The organism is Bradyrhizobium sp. PMVTL-01 (assembly GCF_051861855.1).
GTDB lineage: Bacteria > Pseudomonadota > Alphaproteobacteria > Rhizobiales > Xanthobacteraceae > Bradyrhizobium.
This window is the reverse complement of the sequence record NZ_CP193982.1, coordinates 3,889,962-3,916,201: the sequence shown is the minus strand read 5'-3', so window position 1 is coordinate 3,916,201 and position 26,240 is coordinate 3,889,962. Positions and strand designations below refer to the sequence as shown.

Annotated in this window: 23 protein-coding genes; 15 read left to right on the top strand and 8 right to left on the bottom strand. The window is 65.8% G+C overall.

Annotated features, from left to right (window positions below; genetic code table 11):
• Window positions 1-15: 15 nt before the first annotated feature.
• Window positions 16-573 (bottom strand): GbsR/MarR family transcriptional regulator, encoded by a 558-nt coding sequence (locus ACRQ5Q_RS18835; RefSeq protein WP_439368687.1) that lies wholly within the window; start codon window positions 571-573, stop codon window positions 16-18.
• Window positions 574-725: 152 nt separating this feature from the next.
• Here ACRQ5Q_RS18835 and ACRQ5Q_RS18830 point away from each other — a divergent pair, with 152 nt between their 5' ends.
• Window positions 726-2,246 (top strand): ATP-binding protein, encoded by a 1,521-nt coding sequence (locus tag ACRQ5Q_RS18830; protein ID WP_439368689.1) that lies wholly within the window; start codon window positions 726-728, stop codon window positions 2,244-2,246.
• A 70-nt stretch (window positions 2,247-2,316) separates the two neighbouring features.
• Here ACRQ5Q_RS18830 and ACRQ5Q_RS18825 read toward each other — a convergent pair whose 3' ends face one another.
• The 4 genes from ACRQ5Q_RS18825 to ACRQ5Q_RS18810 all read right to left on the bottom strand — a co-directional run bounded on the left by ACRQ5Q_RS18825 (window position 2,317) and on the right by ACRQ5Q_RS18810 (window position 6,910).
• Entirely contained in the window at window positions 2,317-2,616 is a 300-nt protein-coding gene (locus ACRQ5Q_RS18825) for an acylphosphatase (RefSeq protein WP_439368690.1), read from the bottom strand.
• Entirely contained in the window at window positions 2,613-3,479 is an 867-nt protein-coding gene (locus ACRQ5Q_RS18820; RefSeq protein WP_439368691.1) for an isocitrate lyase/PEP mutase family protein, read from the bottom strand. Before ACRQ5Q_RS18820 ends, ACRQ5Q_RS18825 begins: the two co-directional genes overlap by 4 nt.
• A 157-nt stretch (window positions 3,480-3,636) precedes the next feature.
• Window positions 3,637-5,652 (bottom strand): acetyl-CoA carboxylase biotin carboxylase subunit, encoded by a 2,016-nt coding sequence (locus tag ACRQ5Q_RS18815; protein WP_439368692.1) that lies wholly within the window; start codon window positions 5,650-5,652, stop codon window positions 3,637-3,639.
• Between the two features lie 175 nt (window positions 5,653-5,827).
• A complete protein-coding gene (locus tag ACRQ5Q_RS18810) occupies window positions 5,828-6,910 on the bottom strand; it encodes a zinc-binding metallopeptidase family protein (protein ID WP_439399441.1) in 1,083 nt (360 codons plus the stop codon).
• A gap of 223 nt (window positions 6,911-7,133) precedes the next feature.
• Between ACRQ5Q_RS18810 and ACRQ5Q_RS18805 the strand changes: the two genes are divergently transcribed.
• From ACRQ5Q_RS18805 to ACRQ5Q_RS18790, 4 genes are all read left to right on the top strand, one after another.
• Entirely contained in the window at window positions 7,134-9,611 is a 2,478-nt protein-coding gene (locus tag ACRQ5Q_RS18805) for a PAS domain S-box protein (protein WP_439368695.1), read from the top strand.
• A 151-nt stretch (window positions 9,612-9,762) separates the two neighbouring features.
• The gene (locus tag ACRQ5Q_RS18800) at window positions 9,763-10,203 is read left to right on the top strand and encodes an EamA family transporter (protein ID WP_439368696.1); all 441 of its coding nucleotides are present in this window, start codon (window positions 9,763-9,765) and stop codon (window positions 10,201-10,203) included.
• A gap of 66 nt (window positions 10,204-10,269) precedes the next feature.
• Window positions 10,270-11,544: an MFS transporter gene (locus ACRQ5Q_RS18795; protein WP_439399439.1), complete on the top strand. Its 1,275-nt coding sequence runs from the start codon at window positions 10,270-10,272 to the stop codon at window positions 11,542-11,544.
• Between the two features lie 25 nt (window positions 11,545-11,569).
• Window positions 11,570-12,820, top strand: coding sequence for an arsenic transporter (locus tag ACRQ5Q_RS18790; protein WP_439368698.1), 1,251 nt, complete (start codon window positions 11,570-11,572; stop codon window positions 12,818-12,820).
• A gap of 96 nt (window positions 12,821-12,916) precedes the next feature.
• Here ACRQ5Q_RS18790 and ACRQ5Q_RS18785 read toward each other — a convergent pair whose 3' ends face one another.
• Both ACRQ5Q_RS18785 and ACRQ5Q_RS18780 read right to left on the bottom strand, forming a co-directional pair.
• Window positions 12,917-14,281: an MFS transporter gene (locus ACRQ5Q_RS18785; protein ID WP_439368699.1), complete on the bottom strand. Its 1,365-nt coding sequence runs from the start codon at window positions 14,279-14,281 to the stop codon at window positions 12,917-12,919.
• 24 nt (window positions 14,282-14,305) lie between these two features.
• Window positions 14,306-14,920 carry a GntR family transcriptional regulator gene (locus ACRQ5Q_RS18780; RefSeq protein ID WP_439399437.1) on the bottom strand — a complete coding sequence of 205 codons (615 nt, stop codon included), beginning with the start codon at window positions 14,918-14,920 and terminating at the stop codon, window positions 14,306-14,308.
• A gap of 24 nt (window positions 14,921-14,944) precedes the next feature.
• On the opposite strand from ACRQ5Q_RS18780, the gene ACRQ5Q_RS18775 reads away from it, so the two are divergent.
• The 6 genes from ACRQ5Q_RS18775 to ACRQ5Q_RS18750 all read left to right on the top strand — a co-directional run bounded on the left by ACRQ5Q_RS18775 (window position 14,945) and on the right by ACRQ5Q_RS18750 (window position 20,514).
• Window positions 14,945-15,169 carry a hypothetical protein gene (locus ACRQ5Q_RS18775; RefSeq protein ID WP_439399436.1) on the top strand — a complete coding sequence of 75 codons (225 nt, stop codon included), beginning with the start codon at window positions 14,945-14,947 and terminating at the stop codon, window positions 15,167-15,169.
• Window positions 15,170-15,250: 81 nt separating this feature from the next.
• Window positions 15,251-16,450 carry a mandelate racemase/muconate lactonizing enzyme family protein gene (locus ACRQ5Q_RS18770; protein ID WP_439399434.1) on the top strand — a complete coding sequence of 400 codons (1,200 nt, stop codon included), beginning with the start codon at window positions 15,251-15,253 and terminating at the stop codon, window positions 16,448-16,450.
• Window positions 16,451-16,462: 12 nt separating this feature from the next.
• On the top strand, window positions 16,463-17,230 hold the full coding sequence (locus ACRQ5Q_RS18765) for an SDR family oxidoreductase (protein ID WP_439399432.1): 768 nt from the start codon (window positions 16,463-16,465) through the stop codon (window positions 17,228-17,230).
• 26 nt (window positions 17,231-17,256) lie between these two features.
• Window positions 17,257-18,288 (top strand): L-idonate 5-dehydrogenase, encoded by a 1,032-nt coding sequence (locus ACRQ5Q_RS18760; RefSeq protein WP_439399430.1) that lies wholly within the window; start codon window positions 17,257-17,259, stop codon window positions 18,286-18,288.
• Between the two features lie 184 nt (window positions 18,289-18,472).
• Window positions 18,473-19,855 carry a HAMP domain-containing sensor histidine kinase gene (locus ACRQ5Q_RS18755; RefSeq protein ID WP_439399428.1) on the top strand — a complete coding sequence of 461 codons (1,383 nt, stop codon included), beginning with the start codon at window positions 18,473-18,475 and terminating at the stop codon, window positions 19,853-19,855.
• Window positions 19,852-20,514: a response regulator gene (locus ACRQ5Q_RS18750; RefSeq protein ID WP_439399426.1), complete on the top strand. Its 663-nt coding sequence runs from the start codon at window positions 19,852-19,854 to the stop codon at window positions 20,512-20,514. The genes ACRQ5Q_RS18755 and ACRQ5Q_RS18750 overlap by 4 nt, the downstream gene beginning before the upstream one ends.
• 21 nt (window positions 20,515-20,535) lie before the next feature.
• Here ACRQ5Q_RS18750 and ACRQ5Q_RS18745 read toward each other — a convergent pair whose 3' ends face one another.
• The gene (locus ACRQ5Q_RS18745; RefSeq protein ID WP_439368706.1) at window positions 20,536-21,519 is read right to left on the bottom strand and encodes a VOC family protein; all 984 of its coding nucleotides are present in this window, start codon (window positions 21,517-21,519) and stop codon (window positions 20,536-20,538) included.
• Window positions 21,520-21,666: 147 nt separating this feature from the next.
• On the opposite strand from ACRQ5Q_RS18745, the gene ACRQ5Q_RS18740 reads away from it, so the two are divergent.
• From ACRQ5Q_RS18740 to ACRQ5Q_RS18725, 4 genes are all read left to right on the top strand, one after another.
• Window positions 21,667-22,458, top strand: coding sequence for a DNA-binding transcriptional regulator (locus tag ACRQ5Q_RS18740; protein ID WP_439368708.1), 792 nt, complete (start codon window positions 21,667-21,669; stop codon window positions 22,456-22,458).
• A 77-nt stretch (window positions 22,459-22,535) separates the two neighbouring features.
• Window positions 22,536-24,059, top strand: a complete 1,524-nt coding sequence (gene mhpA / locus ACRQ5Q_RS18735) for a bifunctional 3-(3-hydroxy-phenyl)propionate/3-hydroxycinnamic acid hydroxylase MhpA (protein WP_439368709.1) — start codon at window positions 22,536-22,538, stop codon at window positions 24,057-24,059.
• Between the two features lie 20 nt (window positions 24,060-24,079).
• Window positions 24,080-24,931 (top strand): fumarylacetoacetate hydrolase family protein, encoded by an 852-nt coding sequence (locus ACRQ5Q_RS18730; RefSeq protein WP_439368710.1) that lies wholly within the window; start codon window positions 24,080-24,082, stop codon window positions 24,929-24,931.
• A gap of 37 nt (window positions 24,932-24,968) precedes the next feature.
• Window positions 24,969-26,180 (top strand): ABC transporter substrate-binding protein, encoded by a 1,212-nt coding sequence (locus tag ACRQ5Q_RS18725; RefSeq protein WP_439399424.1) that lies wholly within the window; start codon window positions 24,969-24,971, stop codon window positions 26,178-26,180.
• Window positions 26,181-26,240: the final 60 nt, after the last annotated feature.

Sequence of the window (26,240 nt, the reverse complement as noted above, 5' to 3'; positions counted from 1 at the left end):
GCCCCCTCCTCAACGCTATTTGGCCTTGCCCAGCGGCAGCAGGTTGGCGATCTTCTCGCCAAGCCGCATCAGCGCGACCAGCCGCGGCCGCGGCACCTTCAGCATCTGCATGAACCAATGGTCGGCGAGCTCGGTGAAGGCGAGCATCTCCTTCAGCCGTTTGCTCGCGACCGGATTAATGGCCGGATCGTCGGCGGCATCGGACACGCAGGCCCGGAGCGCCGCGATGGCCGGATCGAGCTCCCGCTCCTTGCGCCGCGCCGCGATCCGGACCGCGACCTCCCAGATGTCGGTCTCGGCTTCGAAATGATCGCGGCGATCGCCGAGGATCGGCACCCGCCGGATCAGGTTCCAGGCGAGCAGCTCCTTCAGCGAATTGGAGACATTGGAGCGCGCCATGCCGAGCGTGTCGGCGATGTCCTCGGCCGTCATCGGCGCCTCGGACAGATAGAGCAGCCCGTGGATCTGGCTGACCGAGCGATTGACGCCCCACTCGTCTCCCATGTCGCCCCAATGCAGGATAAAGCGCTCGACGGCAGCGGGAAGTTTCTTCTTTCCGGGCATTTCTGTCATAACAGAAATATCTGACGGGCGCGACTGTATGTCAAGGGCATTTGCCGGGCGCCCCCTGCATCCCGTCTGCGGCATTTGCCTAAAAAGTTCCCAGAGAGCCGGAACCAAAGCGCTGGCCTGAGCGTTTGCTCCTGTCGAGGCGGGGTCTAGGAATGGTAAAAAAGTTCAGTCAGCAGAGAGACTTGTTCGAAAGCGAGCGCAGTTTCCGGCTGCTGGTTGAAGGAGTTGCCGACTACGCCCTCTACATGCTCGATCCCAGCGGCACCATCACCAGCTGGAACATCGGCGGCGAGCGCATCAAGGGCTACGCGCCCGACGAAATCGTCGGCCAGCATTTCTCCCGTTTCTATACCGAGACCGACCGCGCCAACGGCAAACCCGCGCGAGCGCTCGGCATTGCGCGGGAAAAGGGCCGCTACGAAGAGGAAGGCTGGCGCGTTCGCAAGGACGGGACGTTCTTCTGGGCGAGCGTGGTGATCGATCCGATCTACGAGGATGGAACCCTCGTCGGCTTCGCCAAGATCACGCGCGACATCACCGAACGCCGCAATGCCCAGCTCAAGCTCGAGGCGATGCAGAAGCAGCTCGCCGAATCCCAGAAGTTCGATGCCCTCGGCCAGCTCACCGGCGGCGTCGCCCATGACTTCAACAACCTCCTGATGATCATCAGCGGCAGCCTCCATATCCTGAAGAAGGGGTCCATCGAAGACGCCAGGCTTCAGCGCGCGATCTCCGCGATCGAGACCGCGACCAGGCGCGGCGCCGCGCTGACCAACCAGCTCCTCACCTTCGCGCGGCGACAGAGCGTCAACCCGCAGGCGATCGATCTCGCCGAACGCGTCGCGGCGATCCGCGCGGTGCTCGACGCCGGCGTCGGCAGCTCCGTGCGCCTCACCTTCGACATCGCGTCCGAGGTCTGGCCGGTCAGGACCGACGTCTCGGAGCTCGAGACGGCGCTGCTCAATCTCGTCATCAATGCCCGCGATGCGATGCCCGACGGCGGCACGGTGACGATCAGCGCCCGCAACGTGGTGCTGGACGAGATCCCGCTCACCGGCGAATTCGTGGCGATCGACATCGCCGACACCGGCGTCGGCATTCCCGCCGACGTCGTCGACAAGATCTTCGAGCCGTTCTTCACCACCAAGCCGATCGGCAAGGGCACCGGCCTCGGCCTCTCGCAGGTGCACGGCTTCGCTCATCAGGCCGGCGGCACGGTGAAGGTTGCAAGCGAACTCGGCAAGGGCACGACGTTCACCATCCTGCTGCCGCGGGGCACGGATGCGCCGGCACGTGACACCGCGGAAGCGATGCCGTTCCGCGGCAGCGGAACGGTGCTTCTCGTCGAGGACAATCCCGAGGTCGCGCTCGTCAGCATCGGCCTTCTGGAGCAGCTCGGCTACCAGGTGCGCCGGGTTGCCGACGCCGAAGCGGCATTGCGGGAGATCGAGACCAACGGCGTCGACTTCGTGTTCTCGGACATCGTGATGCCCGGCAAGATGGACGGCCTCACCCTCGCCCATCGCCTGCGTCAGATCCGCCCCGGCCTGCCGATCCTGCTCGCCACCGGCTACAGCGAGGTCGCCGCCGGCGTGCGCGGCGACTTCCCGATCCTGCGCAAGCCGTATGAGATCCACGAGCTGAGCGAAGCCATCGCCAAATTGCCGAGATGATGACTTCTGCACCTCTCCCCGTAAGAACGGGCGAGGGAGCGCACCGCTCGCGCCGAAAGAGAATTGGCTCTCAAACCGTCGGCAGCACCGAAAACTTCTCCCCTGCCCTGCGCAGATCCAGCTCGTCCGCACTCGCCGTTTCACTGGTGACGCTGTCGACGCGTGAGGATGGGGGACCGTGACGGCACAGTGCGACCATGTCGGCGACGTGGTTCGGCGCCCCCGCGAACAGCGCTTCCACGCTGCCGTCGCGGCGATTGCGGACCCAGCCTTCGAGACCGCTCGCGGTGGCCTGGCTTTCGACCCAGGCGCGATAGCCGACCCCCTGGACGCGGCCGCGGATCATGACCTGGAGGATCGCCCGGCTCATGTCTTCAATCCGAGAAATTCGGCGCTGCGCGCCTTCGTCTCGGCCTCCCGCATGACCCGATTGGTCAGCTCCGCGGATGCCAGACCGTTGAGTGCCTTGGGCGGCGCGCCTTCGCGGAGCGCCTTCAGCGTCTCGTAGACGGCCTGCGTCGCCGCGGCGATCGGCGCATGGCCCTGCAGCGCGATGCGCACCCGCTGGCTGGCGAGATAATCGAGCGCGCTCAAATCGTCCGGCGCGCCACCAAGCACGATAGGCAGATGCGTCGCCGATGCGACCGCTTCCAGTTCGGCACGCGACCTGATGCCGGTGAAGAACAGCGCGTCGACGCCGGTCGTCTCATAGGCCTTGGCGCGGCGGACCGCATCCTCGATCGAGGTGATCGAGGCCGCACCGGTGCGGCCCATGATCACCAGCGACGGATCGCGGCGGCCGCCGAGCGCGGCCTTCATCTTGCCGACGCCCTCCTCCAGCGAGATCAGCTGCGTCTTTGCTTCACCGAAGGCGGCCGGCAGCAAAGTGTCCTCGATGGTAAGGCCGGCAGCGCCGGCGGTCTCCAGCTCCTGCACCGTGCGACGCACGTTGAGGGCATTGCCGTAGCCGTGATCGGCATCGACCAGCACGGGCAGTGTGGAGGCCCGCGACATCCGCCGCATCTGCTCGCAAAGCTCGGTGAGCGTGATCAGGGTGATATCGGGATCGCCGAGCACGGCGAGCGAAGCCACCGAGCCGCCGAACATCCCGAGGGGAAAGCCGAGATCCTCGGCGATGCGGATCGAGATCGCGTCATAGACCGAGCCGGGATGGACGCAAGTCCCGCTCGACAGGATGGAACGCAGTTTCTCGCGGCGGGATCGAAAGGCCATGATGATGTCTCGGTTAGGTCAAGAAGGCCGCAGCATACCCCGTCATTGCGAGCGAAGCGAAGCCATCCAGGGTCTTTCGGCGGAGGCAGTCTGGATTGCTTCGCTGCGCTCGCAATGACGGTGTTCGTGGAGCCCGACGAGGGCCCACTCACATCTCTTACGCAAACTCCAAGATCAGCGCGTCGACCGCGAGCGTCGCGCCGGCACTGGCGTGGATCTTCTTCACGGTGCCGTCCTGCTCGGCGCGCAGCACGTTCTGCATCTTCATGGCTTCGACCACGGCGAGCGTCTCGCCGGCCTTGACCTCCTGCCCCTCGCTCACCGCGATCGAGACCACGAGGCCCGGCATCGGACAGAGCAGTTTCTTGCCGGTGTCGGAGGCTGCCGTCACCGGCATCAACCGGGCGGACGTCGCTTCTGTCTCGGTCCAGACATAGACCGGCACCTCGACGCCCTGATGCGCAAGACGGACGCCGTTGGCAATCGGCCGCACCTGCACCGCGATGAAGTGGCCGTCGATGGTGCCCTGCCAGACCGGATCGCCCGGCTTCCACGGCGACTGCAGCAGATGCGGATTGCCGGCCTTGCCCTCGGGATCGATGAAGCGGATCGCGATCGCCTCGCCCTCACGTCCGACCTCGAGCGAAATCTCCTGCCGGTCGAGCCAGACCGCGCGGCGGCGTTCGCGCTGCACGACGCGCCCGCCCATCTGGCCCGAGATCTGCCGCTTGCGCTCGCCGAGCACGTGATCGATGGCGGCACCGACGGCGGCGATCCGCCGCGCGACCTCGCCTTCGGGCACGCGCACCGCAAAACCCTTGGGGAACTCCTCGGCGATGAAGCCGGTCGAGAGCCGCCCCTCGCGCCAGCGCGGATGATGCATCAAGGCCGACAGGAACGGGATGTTGTGCCTGATGCCGTCCACATAGAACGAATCCAGCGCAGTGGCCTGCGCCTCGATCGCAGCCGCGCGCGACGGCGCATGGGTGACGAGCTTGGCGATCATCGGATCGTAATGGATCGAGATCTCGCCGCCCTCCTGCACGCCGGTATCGTTGCGCACGGTGATGCCGTCCTTGCTGGCTTCGGCCGGCGGGCGATACTTCACGAGACGCCCGATCGACGGCAGGAAGTTGCGGAACGGATCTTCCGCATAGAGGCGCGACTCGACCGCCCAGCCGGTGAGCGTGACGTCCTTTTGCGCGATGGCGAGCTTCTCGCCGGCGGCCACGCGGATCATCTGCTCGACCAGGTCGACGCCGGTGACGAGCTCGGTGACGGGATGCTCGACCTGGAGACGCGTGTTCATCTCCAGGAAGTAGAAGCTCTTGTCCTGGCCTGCGACGAACTCGACGGTGCCGGCGGAATCGTAATTCACGGCTTTCGCCAGCGCGACTGCCTGCTCGCCCATCTTGCGGCGGGTGGCCTCATCCAGCAGCGGCGACGGCGCTTCCTCGATGACCTTCTGGTTGCGGCGCTGGATCGAGCATTCGCGCTCGCCGAGATAGATCACGTTGCCGTGCTTGTCGCCCAGCACCTGGATCTCGATGTGGCGGGGATCGACGATGAACTTCTCGACGAAGACGCGGTCGTCGCCGAACGAGGCCTTGGCCTCGGCCTTGGCGAGGTTGAAGCCCTCGGCGACCTCGGCCTTGGAATGCGCGATGCGCATGCCCTTGCCGCCGCCGCCGGCGGAGGCCTTGATCATCACGGGGTAGCCTATCTCGTCGGCGATGCGGACCGCGTGCTTGTCGTCCTCGATGACGCCGAGATAGCCGGGCACGGTCGAGACCTTTGCTTTTGCGGCGGCCTTCTTGGACTCGATCTTGTCACCCATCGCGGCGATCGCGCCGGGGTTCGGGCCGATGAAGACGATGCCGGCCGCCTCCAACGCGCGCGGAAACGCCTCGCGCTCGGACAGGAAGCCGTAGCCGGGATGCACGGCCTCGGCGCCGGTCTTGCGACAGGCCTCGACGATCTTCTCGATCACCAGATAGCTCTCGGCCGCGGCCGGTGGGCCGATCAGCACCGCCTCATCGGCCATTTCGACATGGAGGGCATCGCGGTCGGCCTCGGAATAGACCGCAACCGTTTGAATTCCCATCTTGCGGGCAGTCTTGATGACCCGGCAGGCGATTTCGCCGCGATTGGCGATCAGAATGCGTTTGAACATGCTTTTCTTGAGTCTCGACCTTGGGCGGGACCCTTCCCCGGCCGTTGGGGCCTATGGGACGGGCCGTGTGGCTCCCGTGGTACATCAAAATGGGCCGGAGGCAACGGTCTAAATCCGGCCCGCTCTGGCGTACCAGCGCAAGACCGAAACAGGCGCGAGGTGCCCTTGGGACTGCCTACGCCTTCCGCGCCTTGGCCGCGTCCCGGACAAGGCCGTGAATGAAGCCCAGTTTGCCGACCACCGCCGGCGACAGGATGAAGGGGTAGAGGTCGCGCAGGCCCATGGCCCGGTTGACGCTGTTCATGGCGAAGGTGAAGGGCAGCCATGCGTCGATGAGCGCCTGGACGTCCCTGGCCTCGTAGGGGTTGAAACGGATGCGCGCCGTCAGCTCCCCGTCGCGATCGACCTTGGGGCGCACCTCCATGCCGAACTCGGAAGCCATCTCAAGGGTGTCGACGATGTGGAGATAGTGCGCCCAGGTCTCGGCGAAGTCTTCCCAGGGGTGCGTGGTGGCATAGGCCGAGACGTAATTCTGCTGCCAGTCAGCGGGGGCGCCTTCGGCGTAGTGGCGCTGCAGGGCCTGGCCGTAATCGGCTCTATCGTCGCCGAACACCGCGCGGCATTCGTCGAGCTTGCCGCCGCCCTGAACCAGCACGTCCCAGAAATAATGTCCGACCTCGTGGCGGAAATGCCCGAGCAGTGTCCGGTAAGGCTCGCCCATCTCCAGCCGGCGCCGCTCGCGCTCGATGTCGTCGGCCTCGGTCAGCGCGATCGTGATCAGGCCGTTGTCATGGCCGGTCATGATCTTTTGTCCGCTGTTCGGATCGTCGGCGAGGAAGTTGAAGATCAGGCCGTGCACGGCATCGTCCTGACGGTTCTGCAGCGGCAGCTTCCAGCGGATCAGGGAATAGAACAGCCGGTGCTTTGCCACCTCCAGCTCACGCCAGCGGGCGAGCTGCGCGGGGTCCGACAGGTCCGGCACGATGCCGTTGTGGCGGCAGGCGCGGCAATAGCCGTTGGTATCGTCGGTGTCCGTCAGCCAGTTGCAGGCATCGTACTCGGCATTGCGGCACAGCATGCGCCCCCTGCCGTTGTCGGCCAGGGTCCTCCAGGCCCCGCTCTGAGCCTCGCCGTCGGGCTCGAGCGCCGACATCGTCTCCTTCTCCGGGAGGAAGGCGACGCGGTGACCGCAACGTTCGCAGGCGCGGTTCTCGAAATAGAGGACGTTGCCACAGGACTGGCAGACAAAGAGCTTCAAGATCTAGCCTCTTCGAAAAGGGGGTTTTATGAATGAGAGTTGTGGCGCCTCGCGAAGACGCGTCCGCAGCCGCATCGTTCCAATATCAGGAACAAAATGCCAGACTTGGCGTTGGTTGACCGCATTTTCCCGCGTTCTGGCTGGCCGCGGGGTTCTTCCAGACAGTCTATTTCCTCGAAGCAATGGCCATCGCGCTCCGTCTGTGTGAATATCGGTCCGGCACGTGCGCATACGCCTCACAACGGCCGACGCCTTGAACGATCCTTTGCCCGAGACCATCGCCGCCGAAAGGCTGCGCCAGCACCTCGAAGACGTCGCGCGCGAGCGCGACAACGCCTATCGCGCGCTCCAGGAGCGCGAGGCCGAGCTCGCGCGCATCCAGCGCATCGGCAAGGTCGGCGGTCTCGAGGTCGACTTCCGCGAGGGCTTCAAGAACCGCCGCTCGCCGGAATATCTGATGATCCATGGCCTGCCGCCGGAGGCCGCCGACGAGTCGCATGAGGACTGGGTCAACCGTATCCATCCTGATGACCGCGACGCGGCGGTGAAACACTTCCTGGAGGCGCTTTCCGGGACCAGCGAGGACTACACCGCCGAATACCGCATCATCCGTCCGAGCGACGGCGAGATCCGCTGGATCCGGGTCGTCGCCAAGATCGAGCGTGACGGCGACGGCCGCGCCGTCCGCCTCGTCGGTGCCCATATCGACATCACCGACCAGGCGCTCGCGCGCGAGACGCTGCGCGAGAGTGAGGAGCGCTTCCGGCTGATCGCCGACAGTGCGCCGGTGCCGATCTGGGTCACCAAGCTCGATCGCAAGCGCTCCTTCGCCAACCAGGCCTATGTCGACTTCGTCGGCCTGCCCTACGACCAGGCGATCGATTTCGACTGGCGCAAGGTGCTGCATCCCGACGACCTGCCGCATGTGCTGCAGCAATCGGTGCAAGGCGAAGCCTCGCTGAAGCCCTTCGTGCTGGAAGCGCGCTACAGGAACGCCAGCGGCGAATGGCGCTGGCTGCGCTCGGAATCGCAGCCACGCTGGGACCCGACCGGCAAGCATATCGGCTTCATCGGCGTCGCCCACGACATCACCGTTGCCAAGCAGGCCGAGATGGAGCTCCGGCGGCTCAACGAGACGCTGGAGGAACGCATCGCCGAGCGCACCGCCGAGCTCGAATCCAACGAGGCCCGGCTGCGCGCGATCCTGGAGACCAGCAACCAGTATCAGGGCCTCGTCGATCTCGAGGGCGAACTGCTCTACGCCAACAAGAACGCACTCGACGGCATCCGCGCCGAGGCGCGGGATGTCATCGGCAAGCCGTTCTGGGATACGCCGTGGTTCACGGGAACGCCTGGCATGAGCGATGTCGCGCGCGACGCCTTCATGACCGTCCTGAAGGGCGAAGCCGTGAGGCTCGAGATGCGGCTGCGCCTGCCGATCGGCGAACGCGATTTCGACTTCGGCATGCGCCCCGTGCTCGACCGCCACGGCAACATCACCGGCGCAGTTCCCGAGGCCGTCGACATCACCGAGCGCCGCCTCGGCGAGGAGGCGCTGCGGCAGTCGCAGAAGATGGAGGCGATCGGCCAGCTCACCGGCGGCGTCGCGCACGACTTCAACAACCTCCTCACCATCATCCGTTCGGCGACCGACTTCCTGCGCCGGCGCGAGCTGCCGGAAGAGCGCCGCCGCCGCTATGTCGACGCCATCTCCGACACCGTCGAGCGCGCCTCCAAGCTGACCGCGCAGCTGCTGGCCTTCGCGCGCCGGCAGCCGCTGAAGCCGCAGATCTTCAATGTCGGCAGCCAGGTCGAGGGCGTGGCGCAGCTGGTCCGGCCGCTGGTCGGCGGGCGCATCGAGATCAGCGTCGAAATCCAGGACGCGGATTGCTTCACGGTCGCCGACATCGCACAGTTCGAGACCGCGCTGATCAACCTCGCCATCAACGCCCGCGACGCCATGGAGGGTGAAGGCCGCCTCACCATTGCCGTGCGCAAGGTCCAGGGGATTCCCAGCCTGCGCGCGCAGTCACCACGTGGCGGTGACTATGTCGCGATCTCGGTCAAGGATACCGGCAGCGGCATCGCACCGGGACATCTCGACTCCATTTTCGAACCGTTCTTCACCACCAAGGAAGTCGGCAAGGGCACCGGCCTCGGCCTCAGCCAGGCGTTCGGTTTCGCCAAGCAGTCCGAGGGCGACATCGCGGTGACGAGCGCGCAGGGCGAAGGCGCAACCTTTACCATCTACCTGCCGCAGGCTCAAAGCCCAGCGACCGAGAAGGAAGCCGCGGCGCTGACCAGCGAGGCTGCGACCACTGGGCGCGGCTACCGCGTGCTCGTGGTCGAGGACAATGACGATGTCGGCCAGTTCTCGACCGAGCTTCTGGAAGACCTCGGCTACGTCGTCCGCCGCGTCGCCAACGCCAACGCCGCCCTCGCGATCCTCGGCGAGAACGAATTCGCCGTCGACCTCGTCTTCTCCGACGTGATCATGCCCGGCATGAACGGCGTCGAGCTCGCCGGTATCATCCGCGAGCGCTATCCGGGCCTGCCCGTCGTGCTCACCTCGGGCTACAGCAACGTGCTCGCCGAAAACGCCCATCGCGGTTTCGAGCTGATCCAGAAGCCGTATTCCGTCGAATCGCTCTCGCGCATCCTGCGCAAGGCGATCACGGAGAAGCTGTCCATGGCAAGGTGAGTGCTTTAATTGCACGAGGCAGCCACAAACTCCGTCATTGCGAGCGCAGCGAAGCATTCCAGAATCTTTCCGCCGAGACAGTCTGGATTGCTTCGCTGCGCTCGCAATGACGACGCTGCGCGCGGCCCTGGAAACAACGGATATCGATGATATGAAACCCGCCCTTCTCTCCGCCTGGCAAACCTGGGCACTGCTTTCGGCCTGCTTTGCGGCTCTGACCGCGATCTTCGCCAAGGTCGGCGTCGAGAACATAAATCCGGATCTCGCCACTTTCATCCGCACCATCGTGGTGCTGCTCGCCTTCTCGGCGCTGCTGTTCTTCACCGGACAGTTCGTCGTGCCCTCGGCGGTCTCCTCAAAAACCTGGCTATTCCTGGTTTTGTCGGGACTTGCGACCGGCGCTTCATGGCTCTGCTATTTCCGTGCACTGAAGCTTGGCCCCGCAACACTGGTCGCCCCCATCGACAAGCTCAGCGTCGTCCTGGTCGCGCTGTTCGCCTTCGCCTTTCTCGGCGAGCGGCCGACGGCGCAGGGCTGGCTCGGCATCGCCATGATCGGCGCCGGCGCGGTGCTGCTGGCCATGAAATTCTGAGGCGGAACAAAGATGCCATGACGTCCGTTTCTGCGCGGACGTTTCCGCGCCTCGATCGAGACACCGATGTCGAGCCAGGACCCCGATCTGACGAGGCGCGCCGGCCGAGCGCTGGATGCGGCCAATTTCTTCCTTGCCGACGTTCGCGACGGGCTCGGCCCCTACCTCGCCGTCTATCTCCTCACCGAGCAACGCTGGGACGAGGCCCGCATCGGCCTCGTGATGTCGATCGCAACAATTGCCGGCATCGTGGCCCAGACGCCGGCCGGCGCGCTGGTCGACGCGACGCGGGCGAAGCGAGCCGTGATGCTTGTCGCCGCCATCATGGTGACAGCAGCCTCGCTGTCTCTGCCTTTGCTTCCCGGCTTTCTGCCGGTCGTGATCTCGCAAGGGGTCGCACAGGCTGCCGCTGTGATCTTTCCGCCGGCGATTGCAGCCGTTTCGCTCGGCATCTTCGGCCACGCCGCCTTTACCCGGCGGATTGGCCGTAACGAGACCTTCAATCACGCCGGCAACGCGGTCGCGGCGACGCTTGCCGGGGTCTCCGCCTATTGGTTCGGACCGACCGTCGTATTCTACCTGCTCGGCGCCATGGCGATCGCAAGCCTCGCCAGCATTGTCGCCATCCCCGAACAGGCCATCGACCACGACCTCGCCCGCGGACTGCACGATGCCCACGGCGACGCCCAGCGGGAGACACCTTCGGGCCTCGCGGTGCTCTTGACCTGCCGCCCCCTGCTCGTCTTCGCGATCTGCACGGCGCTGTTTCACCTCTCCAACGCAGCCATGCTGCCGCTGGTCGGACAGAAGCTCGCACTCCAGGACAAGAACATGGGCACCAGCCTGATGTCGGCCTGCATCGTCGCGGCGCAACTGGTGATGGTGCCGTTCGCGATGCTGGTCGGCGCGAGGGCCGACCGGTGGGGACACAAGCGCTTCTTCCTCGCGGCGCTCCTGATCCTGCCCGTTCGCGGCACGCTCTATACGCTCTCCGACAATCCATTCTGGCTGGTCGGCGTGCAGCTTCTCGACGGCGTCGGTGCCGGCATCTTCGGTACCATCTTCCCCGTCATCGTTGCCGACCTCATGCGCAACACCGGGCGCTTCAACGTCGCGCAAGGCGCGGTCATCACCGCTCAGGGCATCGGAGCCGCGCTGTCGACGGCGCTCGCCGGCTTCGTGGTGGTCGGCGCGGGGTACAGTGCGGCCTTCATCGCGCTCGGCATGGTCGCGGCGATCGGCGCCGTCATCTGCCTCCTCGCCTTGCCCGAGACGCGGCATGGCGCCTTGCGACCGCAGGGGAAGACAGCGCCGGTGACATCGGATATCGCTGCCGAATGAACCCGTTCCACATCGAGGACTGAACGTGCCGTCTGACGCCATCTGGGCCTGGAGCATCATCGTCGCTGCGACCGCAGGCGTCGTCATCCGCCCGTTCCGCCTGCCCGAGGCGATCTGGGCGGTCATCGGCGCCGGCACCCTCGTGCTGTCCGGTTTGCTGCCGTGGCAGGATGCGCTTGCCGGCATCGAGAAGGGCCTCGACGTTTATCTCTTCCTGATCGGCATGATGCTGATCGCCGAGCTCGCCCGGCTCGAGGGCCTGTTCGACTATCTCGCCGCGCTCGCGGTCGAATATGCAGGCGGCTCGCCGCAGCGGCTGTTCCTGCTGATCTATCTCGTCGGCACGATGGTCACCGTGCTGCTCTCGAACGACGCCACCGCGATCGTGCTGACGCCGGCCGTCTATGCGGCGACGCGCGCGGCCGGCGCGAAACCGCTGCCTTATCTGTTCGTCTGCGCGTTCATTGCCAACGCCGCAAGCTTCGTGCTGCCGATCTCCAATCCCGCCAACCTCGTGGTGTTCGGCGCGCGCATGCCGCACCTGACCGAATGGCTGCGCCTGTTCGCCCTGCCCTCGGCGGTCTCGATCCTGCTCACCTATGTCGTGCTGCGCCTGACCCAGCACCGCGCGCTCAAGGAAGAGACCATCGCCCGCAGCGTGCCGCATCCAAAGCTCGGCCGCGGCGGCAAGCTGACGGCAATGGGCATCGTCGCAATCGGCGTCGTGCTGGTCACGGCCTCAGCGCTCGACAAGCAACTGGGCCTGCCGACCTTCATCTGCGGGGTGGTGACATCGGCGCTCGTGCTGCTGCTCAGCAGTCAGTCGCCGTTGCCGGTGCTCAGGGGGGTGTCGTGGAGCGTGCTGCCGCTGGTCGGCGGACTCTTCGTCATGGTGGAAGCGCTGATCGAGACCGGCGTGATCGGGCAGCTCAGCGCGCTGCTGCACCAGGCCGTCGCACAATCGGTGCCGAAGGCTGCCTGGAGCGTCGGCATCGCCACCGCGATCGGCACCAATATCGCCAACAATCTTCCGGTCGGTCTTATCGCCGGCTCGGTCGCGGCCAGCGATCATCTGCCGGCGCCGGTCGTCAGCGCGATCCTGATCGGCGTCGATCTCGGACCGAACATGTCGGTGACGGGATCGCTCGCCACCATCCTCTGGCTGGTTGCGCTCCGACGGGAGAAGATCGAGCTCAGTGCCTGGCCGTTCCTCAAGCTCGGTATGCTGGTGACGCCCCCCGCTCTGATCGCGGCGCTGGCGGCGGCGATCAGGTAACGGCAGCGAATTCACTGCGATTGTTTGCGATGCCTCAGCCCCCAGGGCAAGGAGCCCGATCGCGGCCATGAGGCCGCGATCGGGGCTCACGCATCGTCAATCGTTCTCGTAGCCGTAGACTTCCGGCAGGATGAAGATTGCGGCGAGCAATCCGATCAGCGGGAAGATCGCGACGAACAGCGTGGCGTTGGCCTGCCCGATCGCGGCGAACAGCGAGGGGAACAGGAAGATCGCCAGGAACGACGGCAGCTTCACGAACATGTAGGCGAAACCGCTGGCGGTGCCGCGATATTTCGGCTTGGCGACCATGGTCGGAATCGTCATGCAGTTCGAGGCGTCCCAATAGTGGCCCCACAGCATCGCGGCGGCCGCGAACGGCAGCAGGATCTTGTTGTCGGTGTAGAGCGCGAAGGCCGCGACCAGCAGCGAGGCCAGCACGATGCCGAAGCCTGCGATCGCGATGCCGCGATGGCCGATCTTCGGCGTCAGCAGCGGACCGACCCAGCCCGACAGAGCGGCGAAGCAGAACAATCCCATCGTCACGAGGTTGTTGCCGAGCACGCTGGACACGCCGACCATCACGAACAGCACCGGCAGGTAGAAGGCGAAGGTCGAGAACTCGCTGCCTTGCGCGAAGCAGGCGATCCAGCCGTACAGCGTGGCGCGCCAGCGGATCGGATCCTTCTTGAGGTCGGCGAGGAAGGCGCGGGTCGAGACCTTCGGCACTTCCACGTCGTGGTCCGGCAGCATGTCGAGATTGTCGTTGAACATCTCGCGCGCGACCTGCTTGGCCTCGCGGTAGCGTCCCTTCTGCACCAGCCATACCGCAGTCTCCGGCACGTCGTGGCGCATGATCAGGATGATGAGCGCCGGCACCGCGCCGAGACCGAGCGTCACGCGCCACAGCATCTCGTGCTGCATGTCGACCAGCAGGAAGATCACGATGACGCCGATGGTCAGCACCTCGCCGACGGCGAACATGAACTGCCAGCGGTTGCCCATGACCTCGCGCTCACCCTTGGCCATGGATTCCATGATGTAGGTATAGCCGGTCGAGATATCAGAGCCGAGCGGGATGCCGAGCAGGAAGCGGATCACGACGAGCCAACCCACGCTCGGCACGAAGGCCTGCGCCAGCGCCAGCACGATGAACAGCACCATCGTCACCAGGAACATGACGCGACGGCCGATCTTGTCGGACATCCAGCCGCCGAGCAGCGCGCCGATCAGCGCGCCGCCTTGCGTGCCCGCCGCGGCAAGGCCCAGCATCAGCGGATCGGGATTGTACTGCTCCTTGATGAAGATCAGCACGAAGGCGATCGAGTAGAGATCCCAGGCCTCGACCAGGATCGAGGCCATCATCAGCCAGCCGACCTTGTTGCCCTTGGGACTGTAGTTGGTGATGAGGTAGCGGACCGCGGCTTCGCTCGCGGTCGGTTGTGGCAGCGCCATTGTTGTCATTCTTCTTCCTTTCTTCAAAACTCTCTACGAGCCGAGCAGCGGCTCGATACTGCAATCGAGCAGTCGCGGATCGATTCCCGCCTCCATGCCCGTGAACATCTCGCCCATGTAGTCGATCAGCGCATCGCTGGCCTTCACGGCGTCCTCGACGCGGCGGTTGGCGACGGCACTGAGAATGGCGAGATGATGATCGATCGTGCCGGACAGATCGGCCTGCCCCGGCATGAAGCGGTGGTGGATGTAACCGATGCGGCGATACAGCGTGTGCAGCGGGCGCAGCGTGTGGACCAGGAAGGGCTCGCCGGCCGCCTCCAGCACCAGCGCGTCGATGCGGCGGTCGAGGCTGTTGAATTCATCGAGTGTCAAACTGGCACGACGTTCGCGCAGCAAACGCTCGATGTGCAGCGCCTGATTGCGGTGGGACAGGCTGGCGCGATCCGCCGCGAGGCGAATGACAAAACGCTCAATGTCGCGGCGCAGGCCCAGCAGCATGCGCTCGCGCGCGAGATCGATCGGCGCGATGTGCAGGCCATGGCGCGGACGGATGATGATGAGCGTATCGGCGGAGAGACGATTGACGGCGTGATGCACCGGCGTGCGGCCGAAGCCGGTGATCTGCTGCAATTCCAGCATCGTCATGAACTGGCCAGGCTTGAGCTCGCAATGAACGAGCAGCTCCTCGATCCTCTGATAGGCGAGCTCGAAGAAGTTGAGACGGTTACGGCGGGAAGGTCTGCCCTCACTGTCGTCCTCGTCTCTCACCACCTCGAGCGCGCGCTTGCGCCGTGCCATGTCGTCCTCTCCCGTCAGCCCGCGCTCTCGTTGCAGGGTGGCGCCTTGTTTGTGGCACACTTAAAACATGTTGTGATATATTACAAGCAGGCGTAAGACTCCCGCGCGATCTGCGACATGCTGCAGCGCGAAAAGAGACGTCGGGCGCGAGGCGCCTTTCGAGGGAGGAGAGTTGTCGTGAGGATCACGTCGATCGAGACACTGCGCACCGAGGAATTCTCCAACGTCATCTGGGTGCGCATCCACACCGACACGGGTCTGATCGGTCTCGGCGAGACCTTCTACGGCGCCGGCGCGATCGAGGCGCAGATTCACGACACCTTTGCCGGCCGCCTGCTCGGCCGCAATCCCCTGCACATCGAGGCGATCCATCGCGACATGCTGAACCTGCCGATGGCGCAGTCCTCGACCGGCGTCGAATATCGCGCGGCCTCCGCGATCGACATCGCGCTGTGGGACCTGTTCGGCAAGGTCTGCGATCAGCCTGTGCACCAGATGCTCGGCGGCCTCTGCCGCGACAAGCAGCGCATCTACAACACCTGCGCCGGCACGCAGTACGTTCGCTCGACCAATATCAGCCCGGTCGCGAACTGGAATCTCGGCGCCTCCAAAGGCCCCTATGAAGACCTCGACGGCTTCATGAACAACGCCGATGCGCTCGCCGAAAGCCTCCTGGAAAGCGGCATCTCGGCCATGAAGATCTGGCCGTTCGATCCGGCGGCGCAGGAGAACAAGGGCCTCTACATCACCGCCGCGCAGATGAAGCAGGCGATCGAGCCGTTCGAGAGGATCCGCAAAGCGGTGGGCGACAAGATGGAGATCATGGTCGAACTCCATTCGCTGTGGAATCTGCCGACGGCAAAGCAGATCGCGCGAGCGCTCGAGCCCTACACGCCGACCTGGTACGAAGATCCCATCCGCATGAACTCGCCGCAGGCGCTGGCCGAGTATGCCCGCTCGACTGATGTCTGGGTCTGCGCCAGCGAGACGCTGGGCTCGCGCTTCCCCTACAAGGACATGCTCGACCGCGACGCCATGCATGTGGTGATGGCGGACCTGTGCTGGACCGGCGGTCTCACCGAAGGACGCAAGATCGCGGCGATGGCCGAGACCTATCACAGGCCCTTCGCACCGCATGATTGCATCGGGCCGATCGGCTTCATCGCCGCCATCCACATGTCGTTCAGCCAGCCCAACACCTTGATCCAGGAATCGGTGCGCGCCTTCTACAAGGGCTGGTACAATGAGCTCGTCACCACGATGCCCGTGATCAAGGACGGCTATGTCTTCCCGATGGAAGGCCCCGGCCTTGGCGTCGACCTCCTGCCTGCCGTCTTCGAGCGCACCGATCTCACGGTGCGCCGCTCCAACATCTGAGGATTTCTTAAGATGAGCACCTCCCTCTTCGATCTCTCCGGCCGCACCGCGCTCGTGACCGGCTCCTCCCGCGGCCTCGGGCGCGCCATCGCCGAGGGCATGGCCAAGGCCGGCGCCAAGATCATCATCAACGGCGTCGATCCCAAGCGCGTCGAGCAAGCCGTCGCCGAGTTTCGCGCCGCCGGGCATCAGGCCGAAGGCGCCGCCTTCAACGTCACTGACGAGCCCGCGATCGTCGCGGCGTTCAACGACTTCGATAAGAACGGCCTTGCGGTCGACATCGTCGTCAACAACGCCGGCATCCAGCACCGCAAGCCGCTGGTCGAATTCACCACCGACGAATGGCGCAAGGTGATCGAGACCAACCTTACCAGCGCCTTCGTGATCGGGCGCGAGGCGGCCAAGCGCATGATCCCGCGCAAGCGCGGCAAGATCATCAATATCGGCTCGCTCGGCAGCGAGCTCGCGCGCCCCACCATCGCGCCCTACACCGCCGCCAAGGGCGGCATCAAGAACCTGACGCGATCGATGGCGGTGGAGTGGGCCCAGCACGGCATCCAGGCCAATGCGATCGGCCCCGGCTACATGCTGACCGACATGAACGAGGCGCTGGTCAACAACGCCGATTTCAACAACTGGCTAATGGGCCGCATCCCCTCCAAGCGCTGGGGCAAGCCCGACGAGCTGGTGGGCGCCGCGATCTTTCTCGCCTCCGACGCATCCACTTATGTCAACGGCCAGATCATCTATGTCGATGGCGGCATGATCGCCGCGATGTGACCGCCAAGACAGCGAAGGAGCAAGCCATGCGCGCCGTCGTCATTCACGCCCCGAAGGACCTGCGGATCGACACCTACCCCGATCCGGCGCCCGGCCCGGGCGAGGTCCGCGTCAAGATCGCCAATGGCGGCATCTGCGGCTCCGACCTGCACTACTACCATCACGGCGGCTTCGGCGTCGTGCGCATCCAGCAGCCGATGGCGCTCGGGCACGAGATCGCCGGCGTGGTGGCTGCCGTCGGTGATGGCGTCACCGGCGTGAAGGCTGGCACCCGCGTCGCAGTCAATCCGAGCAAGCCGTGCGGGGCGTGCCTGCATTGCCAGGAGGGCATGCGCAACCAGTGCCTCGACATGCGTTTTCTCGGGAGCGCGATGCGCTTTCCCCATGTGCAGGGCGGCTTTCGTGAGTTCATCACGATCGATGCAGCACAGGCCGTGCCGATCGCCGACAAGCTGTCGCTGGCGGAGGCTGCGGTCGCCGAACCGCTGGCGGTCTGCCTGCATGCCGGCAAGCAGGCCGGCCCCCTGCTCGGCAAGCGCGTGCTGATCACCGGCTGCGGCCCGATCGGTGCGCTGATGATTTTGGTCTCGCGCTTTGGCGGTGCGTCCGAGATCGTTGTCACCGATGTTGCCGATGCCCCGCTGACAGTCGCTAAAAAGCTCGGCGCCACGCATGCCATCAACGTCGCGACCGATGCCGCCGCGCTGGATCCCTGGCGCGCCGGCAAGGGCGTGTTCGACACGCTGTTCGAGGCCTCCGGCAATCAGGCCGCGCTCCGCACTGCGCTCGACGTGCTTCGGCCCGGCGCGACGCTGGTGCAGCTCGGCCTCGGCGGCGAGATGACGCTCCCGATCAACTCCATCGTCGCCAAGGAATTGCAGCTGCGCGGCACCTTCCGCTTCGATCCCGAGTTCGAGCTAGCGGTGCGGCTGATGGGCGAAGGGTTGATCGACGTCAAGCCGCTGATCACGGCGACCATGCCGTTCGAGAACGCGGTCGCCGCCTTCGAACTCGCCAGCGACCGTTCGCAGTCGATGAAGGTGCAGCTGACGTTCTGATCGCGATGCGGCTTGCTTCGCCTCTCCCGCAGGTGGAGCTTGAGACCACGCAGCCGTGACTGTCCCGACGAACGCCGAGAAATCTTCACGACGTTGCACTGCGGTACGGCAGGAACGCTTCCCGCCGCCTGCGTTCTGCCGTTTAATGCGCAAGCGACAATTCCGTCGTAGCAGGTGCCTGCCGATGTGGAACCGTCCGAGGTTCGATCTCAAGGTCCGTCTGACGTTGCGCGTGGCCGCGATATCGGCCGCCTGCTTCGCCGCGATCTCCACCTACTTCCTTGTCACGGCTGATCGCGCGGCGCATGCGCGCATCGACGGTATCGCCGCGATCGTGGCGAAGTCGCTGGAGCTGCAACAGGGCAAGGTCCAGTGGGTGGCGAGCCCGCGCTCGGACTTTCCGAACCTCGATCCCGTTTCAGCCTATGTCATGACCCCCGGCCTGTGCCTGGCATTCCGCGACACCAATGGCGACATTCTGCAGCGCTTCTGTAGTGGCGTGCCTCCGGCGCCCCCGCCGGCGCAGGCCTTCACCGCCTTTTATCGCAGCCTGTTCGACCCCGGTCGCGAGGCGGCACGGCCGGTGATCGTGCGCGGTGCGAAGATCGGCGAAGCTGTCGTCTGGCTCGATCCGGCGGTGCAGACCGCGGAAGCCTGGCACGAGGCTGGCCGCCTGATGCTCGCCCTCGCGATCGCGTTGCCGCTGCTCTGCGTGTTGGTCTACGCGGCATTGGCGCGCGCACTGCGCCCGACCCGCATGATCCGCACCGGCCTCGAACGCATCGCCGCTGGTGACCTCACGGCACGGCTACCGCCGTTCGACCTCGCCGAGCTCTCCGCCATCCGCGACGTCTTCAACCATCTCGCCCAAAGCCTCGACACCGCGCTTGCCGAGCGCGCCGAGCTGACGCGGAAGCTGATCGCGCTTCAGGACGAGGAGCGCCGCCATCTCGCCCGCGAGCTGCACGACGAGTTCGGCCAGTCGCTGGCCGCCATCCGCGCGCTGGCCTCCTCGGCCCGCCAGACCGCCACGCAGGAGTGCCCGTCGCTGCTGTCCGAATGCGACGGTATTTCGCGGACCGCAACCGGCATGATGGAGACGCTGCGCGGTGCGCTGTTCCGGCTGCGGCCGCCCGACGTCGAGGAGCTCGGGCTCGTCGGCAGCCTCGAAGGGCTGGTCGCGGGCTGGAACGGGCGCAGCCGCGGCCAGACGAGGTTTTCGATCCGTTTCGACGGCGCCTTCGAGACCCTGCCGGCCGCGGTCAGCGCCAACCTCTACCGCATCGTGCAGGAGGCCCTCACCAACGCTGCCAAACACGCGGACGCCTCGAGGGTCAGCCTGGAATTGACGATGCGAGCCGACGAGATCGCGCTTGCGATCGACGATGACGGACGGTCGAACGAGCCCGCTGCGAAATCGGGAATGGGCCTGCTCGGCATGCGCGAACGCGTCGCGGCGCTGCGCGGCCGCCTGAGTTTCGAGGCGGGGCCGAACGGCGGCTCCGCATTGCGTGTCGTCATTCCGCTCGAAGCCGCCGATCGGCAGCGATTGGATCACGCGGCATGAGCGCGGGCGATGCGACCATCCTGCTGGTCGACGACCATTCCGTCGTCCGCGAGGGCTATCGCTCGGTGCTCGAGAAGCAGCCGGGCCTGCGTGTCGTCGCCGAAGCGTCCGACGGCGCGGAGGCCTACCGGCTCTACAAATCCGAGGCACCGGATCTCGTCATCATGGATCTGAGCATGCCCGGCATCGGCGGCATCGAGGCCGTGAGGCGCATCCGGCAGCGGGACAAGGGCGCAAAGATCCTCGTTTTCACCATGCACCAGAATGCGGGCTTTGCCGTGCAGGCGATCCGCGCCGGCGCGAGGGGCTATGTCACCAAGACCAGCCCGCCCGAGACCTTGGTGCGCGCGGTGATGGACGTGCTCGCCGGCCGGATCGCGATCAGCCCCGACATCGACCACGAGCTGGCGCTGAGCCGGCTCGCCGGCGAGAGCTCGGCGGCCGATGTGCTCACGCCGCGCGAGTTCGAGGTGCTGCGGCTGCTGCTCGCCGAAAGGACGACGGAGGAGATCGCCGAGACGCTGCATGTCAGCCCGAAGACGGTGGCGAACCTGCATTCCCTGATCAAGGACAAGCTCGGCGTCGGCTCCGACATCGAGCTGGTTCGCCTCGCGCTGCGCCAGGGGTTGCTGACCCAGGTCGACCTCGGCGAGGCGTGAACTGCGCCGGGGAGCGACCGTTCATTCGCGCGCGACGACCTGGTCCAACCATGCGCAGTTCAGCGGCGGCACGCGCGGATCGGCGACGCGAACGCCGCGCGCGGCTGCATCCAACCGCATGTCGCGCAGGCGCTTGCGCTGCTCTTCCGGCATGTTGAGCCGCTCGTGCCCCCACAGCGACGGGCCGTCGAAGGTCTCGTGCGGCTGCCAGGTCTGGGGATCGATGATGCGCCCGCCCCAGCCATATTCGATGAAGAATCCGGACGGCGTGTTCACGTAGAACGATGTCATGTGGTCGTTGGTATGCCGGCCCAGCGTATAGACGACGCGGCCATCTTCGAGCTGCGCGAGGTCATAGCCCTGCCCGACATCGTCGAGACTGCCGAGCTCCACCATGAAATGATGCATCGCCTTCCGCCCGGAGCCGACCATCGCAAAGGAATGGTGGCGGCCGTTGACGTGGAAGAAATAGAGCCCGTAAGGCTTGAGTCCGAAGTCCGAGACGTGGAAGCCGAGCACGTCGCGATAGAACGGCAATAGCGGCCCGACGTCCTCGACATTGAGCACGACGTGCCCCATGCCGAGCGCTCCGGTGCGGAAACCCGAGATCGGCCGCCCCGGCTTGAACGGCTCGCTCGCGAGCTCCGGCTTGCAGAAAGCCTCCAGCCGGTTGCCGGCAGGATCGGTGAACGTGATCAGCTCGGCCACGTGCCGCTCATCGGCCAGCGCGCGCGAGCCGCGCGTGACCTTGACGCCGTGGCTTTCCAGTCGGCCCGCCAACTGGTCCAGCTCAGCGGTCGACGGCACCTCCCAGCCAATCACGGCCAACCCAGCATCGCTGCTGCCGTCGACGATCAGCCGCTGCTTGCGATCGTCCATGCGGAAGGCGCGCATCTTGCCGCCTCGATCGACCTGCTGCATGCCGAGCAGCCCGGTTGCCATCCGGCCCCATTGGTCGAGCTGCGACGAGTTGATCCCGATATAGCCGAGCGCGGTGATTTCCATCGACGTTCTCCCAAAGGCATCGCACCCGCCGCACTGCGGCGAACTTGATACCGGCCGCGCACGATTTTACGGTAACATCCCGCAATCGCTGCGCGTTCGCAGAGACGATAGTCGCGCATCCGCGCGCCACAAGGGAGGAAATACGAAGTGTCCAAGGAGCGGACGCGGAACGGACAGCCGCGGCAGCCGGAGGGCGTCCGCGCCTTCAAGCGCGGGCTGGACGTGCTGCAGGAGGTCAACCGCTCCGGCGGCATCCGCGCCGGCGATGTCGCCCGCGCGCTCGACCTGCCCCGCCCCACCGTCTACCGCCTGCTCGAGACGCTCGAGGAACTCGGCTATGTTGCCCGCAGCGCCAGCGACGATCGTTTTCGCGTGACCCGGCTCGCCCTGAGCCTCGGCGATGGCTACGACCCCGGCGTTTTGATCTGCCAGGCGGCGGCGCCCTATCTCGCCGAACTCAGCAAGACCCTGGTCTGGCCAGTCGATCTCTCGACTTACGAGAACGCGGCGATGGTGGTGCAGGAAACCACGCATTCGCGCAGTCCGCTCTCGATCGACCGCGGCATGATCGGCAAGCGCCTGCCGATGCTGCGGACGTCGGCGGGCCGCGCCTATCTCGCCGCCTGCCCGGCGCGCGAGCGCGATTTGATCGTCAACCATCTGCGCCGCATCGACGAGGTCGACGACCGCCCCTTCCTCGAACCCGGCCGTTTCGATCGCATGATCGCGGAGACGCAAGCCCGCGGCTACGCGATCCGCAGCGAAGGCGAATACAATCCCAAGACAGCCTCGATCGCAGTCCCGATCGTGCGGGCCCGCGCCGTGTTCGGCTGCATCTCCATCATCTGGATTCGCTCGGCGCTTGGGATCGAGGAAGCGGTGAAGCAATTTGCAGCGCAGCTTCAGGAGACGGCACTGGCCATCCCGGTCGAGGTCTAGCCTCCGTCCGTCCGCAGGGCGGACACTTGGCGCAGCGGCGTTGATGCTGCGGCGCGGCTTGGGGAAGAGATAGCCCCATGCAAGATAAAGACACCCCCGAAGAATTCGATGTTGTCATCGTCGGCCGCGGGCCGGTCGGCGCGACGCTCGCCAATCTGCTCGGCCTTTGCGGCGTGCGGACGCTGGTGCTGGAGCGCGAGGCGCAGACCTATCATCTGCCGCGAGCGGTGCATTTCGACGACGAATGCATGCGCGTGTTCCAGACCGTCGGCCTTGCCGATGCGATCCTGCCGCATGTCATCCTCAGCCCCGGCATGCTCTTCCTCGACGCCGCCGGCAAGAGGTTGCTGGATTGGTCGCGGCCACAGACGCTGACGCCCATGGGCTGGCATCTCAGCTACCGCTTCCACCAGCCCGATCTGGAGGACGTGCTGATCGGCGGCCTCGCCCGCTGGCCCCACGTCACCTTGCGCAACCGCTGCGACGTGTTCGCGCTGGACCAGGACGAGACCGGCGTGCGCGTGCGCTACGAGGACCTTTCGAACGGCAAGCTCAGCGAGGTCCGCGCCGGCTATGTGATTGGCTGCGACGGCGCGCGGTCTCTGGTTCGCCGCTTCATCGGTTCCGGCATGAACGATCTCGGCTTTCACGAGCGCTGGCTGGTGATCGACGTGCTGCTCAAGCGCGCGCGCGACGATCTCGGCGACTACAGCCTCCAGCATTGCGATCCCAAGCGGCCGGCAACCTATGTGCGCGGCACCGGCACCCGGCGGCGCTGGGAGATCACCGTCCTGCCGGACGAAGATACACAAGAGGTCGCGCAGCAGGCAAAGGTCTGGGAGCTGCTGTCGCGCTGGGTCACCCCCGACGATGCCGAGATCGAGCGCGCCGCGGTCTACACCTTTCATTCCGTGATCGCGCAGCAATGGCGCAGCGGCCGGCTGCTGCTTGCGGGCGATTCCGCGCACCAGACCCCGCCCTTCCTCGGCCAGGGGATGTGTGCCGGCATCCGCGATGCCGCAAACCTGGCCTGGAAACTCGCGGACGTCATCCGTGGCGGCGCCGCGCCGGATATGCTCGACACCTATCAGAGCGAGCGCCAGCCGCATGTGCGCGAGTTCATCGAGCTCGCCATTCGCCTCGGCGGCGTCATCAACACCAAGGCGATAGAGGCCGGCCTTGCCGCCGGCGAAGCGCGCGAGAACGCGCCGGTCAAGCTGGAAGTGAAGAAGCCCCTGCTCGGCCCCGGACTCGCGTTTGGTGACCTGCCGCTCCTCGGACATCTCGCCCCGCAGTTCATGCTGGGCGACGGACGTCGCAGCGACGACCGGACCGGCTATCATCATGCGCTGCTCGTCGAGACTGCGGCCGCATTGCCGTCGCGCCTCGCACTGTCACAGGCCGGGATCGAGATCCTCACTGGCGACGACGCCGAAGGCCTCGCAGACTGGCTGCGCGAGCACGGCATCATCGCCGCACTGGTTCGTCCCGACCGTTACATCCGAGGCTCCGCCCGCGACGAGTCCGACCTCGAGCGGCTCATCGCCGCGGTCATTCCCGCAACCCCAATTACTCCAGCCCAAGCGCCGTCCGCGGCCTGATCGAACTCAAAGGACATCTCATGAAGCTGCTCTCATTCGTCGCCGGCGGACGCGCCTCCTTCGGGGCCCTCAAGGACAATGGCATCGTCGATCTTGGCACGCGCATGGCACCCTGCGCCACGCTGCGCGAGCTGCTCGAAGCCGGTCGCGTTGCCGAGGCCGCGAGGATCGTGGCGTCCGCCGCCCCGGATCATCCGCTCGACAGGATCGCCTTCGCCCCCGTCATTCCCGATCCCGGCAAGATCATCTGCGTCGGCCTCAACTACCGCGACCACGTCGCCGAGACCGGACGCACCGTGACCGAGAAGCCGGCGCTGTTCGTCCGCTTCCCCTGCAGCCAGGTCGGCCACCTCCAGCCGATCGTGAAACCCAAGGTCAGCGACGATTTTGACTATGAGGGTGAGCTCGCGCTCGTCATCGGCAAGGGCGGCCGGCACATTCCCGCGAGCCGTGCGCTCGACCACATCGCCGGCTATGCCTGCTACAATGAGGGCAGCATCCGCGACTGGCAGCGCCATACCAGCCAGTTCCTCTCCGGGAAGACTTTTGCCGAGAGCGGCAGCTTCGGCCCGTGGCTGGTGACCGCGGACGAAATCCCCGACCCGTCGAAGCTCACCTTGCAGACGCGGCTCAACGGCGCCGTGGTGCAGGACACCAGCACCGATCTCCTGATCACCGCCATCCCCGAACTGATCGCCTACATCTCCACGATCTGCCCGCTCGCCCCCGGCGACGTCATCGTCACCGGCACTCCCGGCGGCGTCGGCGCCAAGCGCACGCCACCCCTGTGGATGCGCCCGGGCGACACCGTCGAGGTCGAGATCTCCGGCATCGGCATCTTGCGCAACGAGGTCGTCGCCGAGCAGGCCTGACCACCCATTCCAATCAACGAGACAATTAGGAAACGCCATGCATCCCCTCCGCACGACATCCACCGCCATGCTGCTGACCGCACTGGCGCTCGCAGGTCCCGGCGCGCGCGCCGAGATCAAGGGCGACGCCATCCGCGTCGGCGTGCTCACCGACATGAACGGCGTGTTCGCGACCGCGATGGGCCCGGGCTCGGTCGAGGCGGCGCGAATGGCGGCGGAGGAGTTCGCCGGCAAGATCGACGGCAAGCCGATCGAGATCTTGCAGGCCGATCACCAGAACAAGCCGGACCTTGCGGCCTCCCTCGCCCGCAAATGGTTCAGCGACGGCGTCCAGGCAATCGCCGACGGCGGCAGCTCCGGCGCTGCGCTCGCGGTGCAGGAACTGGTGCGCGGCAACGGCAAGATCTTCCTCGTCTCCGGCGCCGGCGCCAACCAGCTTACCGACGACGCCTGCGCGCCGACCAGCGTGCAGTGGACACAGGACGCCTATTCCACCGCGACCGCGGTCGTCTCCGGCATCATGCAGACCAGCAAGGAGCCATGGTTCTTCATCACCGGCGACTATGCCTTCGGCCATTCGATCGAGGCGACCGCGCGCGATCGCATCGCCGCCCTTGGCGGCAAGGTCGCCGGCAGCGTCAAGGCGCAGCTCGGCACACCCGACTACAGCTCGTTCCTGCTCCAGGCGCAGTCGTCAGGCGCGAAGATTCTCGCGATCAACGTCGCCGGCGACAATGCCACCGCGATCAAGCAGGCCGAGGAATTCGGCCTTGCTGCGCAGGGCATGAAGATCGTGCCGATGTCGTTTCAAAACGTCGACATCGAAGCGGTCGGCCTGAAGGCGACGCGCGGTGATCTCATCGTCACCTCGTTCTTCGAGGACGTCTCGCCGGCAGCACGGAAGTTCTCAGACGCGTTTTATGCGCGGCGCAAGGCGATGCCCTCCCAGATCCAGGCCGGCGTCTATTCCGCCGTGCGCCACTATCTGCAAGCGGTGAAGGATACCGACTCCGACGACGGCGGCGTCGTGATGGCCAGGATGAAGGCGACACCGGTGTCGGATGCCTATACCAGCAACGGCCGCATCCGCGAGGATCAGCGCATGGTGCACGATCTCTATCTGGTGCAGGTCAAGACGCCGGAGGAATCCAAGGGCCCCTGGGATTTCGTCAAGCTGGTCGCGACGATCCCGCCCGACCAGGCCTTCCGCCCGCTCGACCGCAGCAAATGCAGCCTGGTCGGCAAATAAAGTGTCTTCGAGCGAAGTGGATACCGGTTCGCGTGAAGAAAACGCGTCAAAAAGAAGCAA